We start from the raw sequence: 226 nt of genomic DNA, 5'->3' as shown, positions 1-226 counted from the left end.
TGTATCTTTCAGGTAAGGAGGTGATCCAACCGCAGGTTCCCCTACGGTTACCTTGTTACGACTTCACCCCAGTCATGAATCACAAAGTGGTAAGCGCCCTCCCGAAGGTTAAGCTACCTACTTCTTTTGCAACCCACTCCCATGGTGTGACGGGCGGTGTGTACAAGGCCCGGGAACGTATTCACCGTGGCATTCTGATCCACGATTACTAGCGATTCCGACTTCA

1 rRNA gene is annotated in these 226 nt (G+C 51.8%); it reads right to left on the bottom strand.

Annotated features, from left to right (window positions below):
* Positions 1-13: 13 nt before the first annotated feature.
* Positions 14-226 (bottom strand): 16S ribosomal RNA (locus DW58_RS11995); the annotation flags it as partial.

The sequence above is a fragment of the Siccibacter turicensis LMG 23730 genome, from assembly GCF_000463155.2.
GTDB classification, from domain to species: Bacteria; Pseudomonadota; Gammaproteobacteria; order Enterobacterales; family Enterobacteriaceae; genus Siccibacter; species Siccibacter turicensis.
The sequence above is the reverse complement of the archived record's forward strand: the minus strand, read 5'-3'. Positions and strand labels throughout refer to the sequence as shown.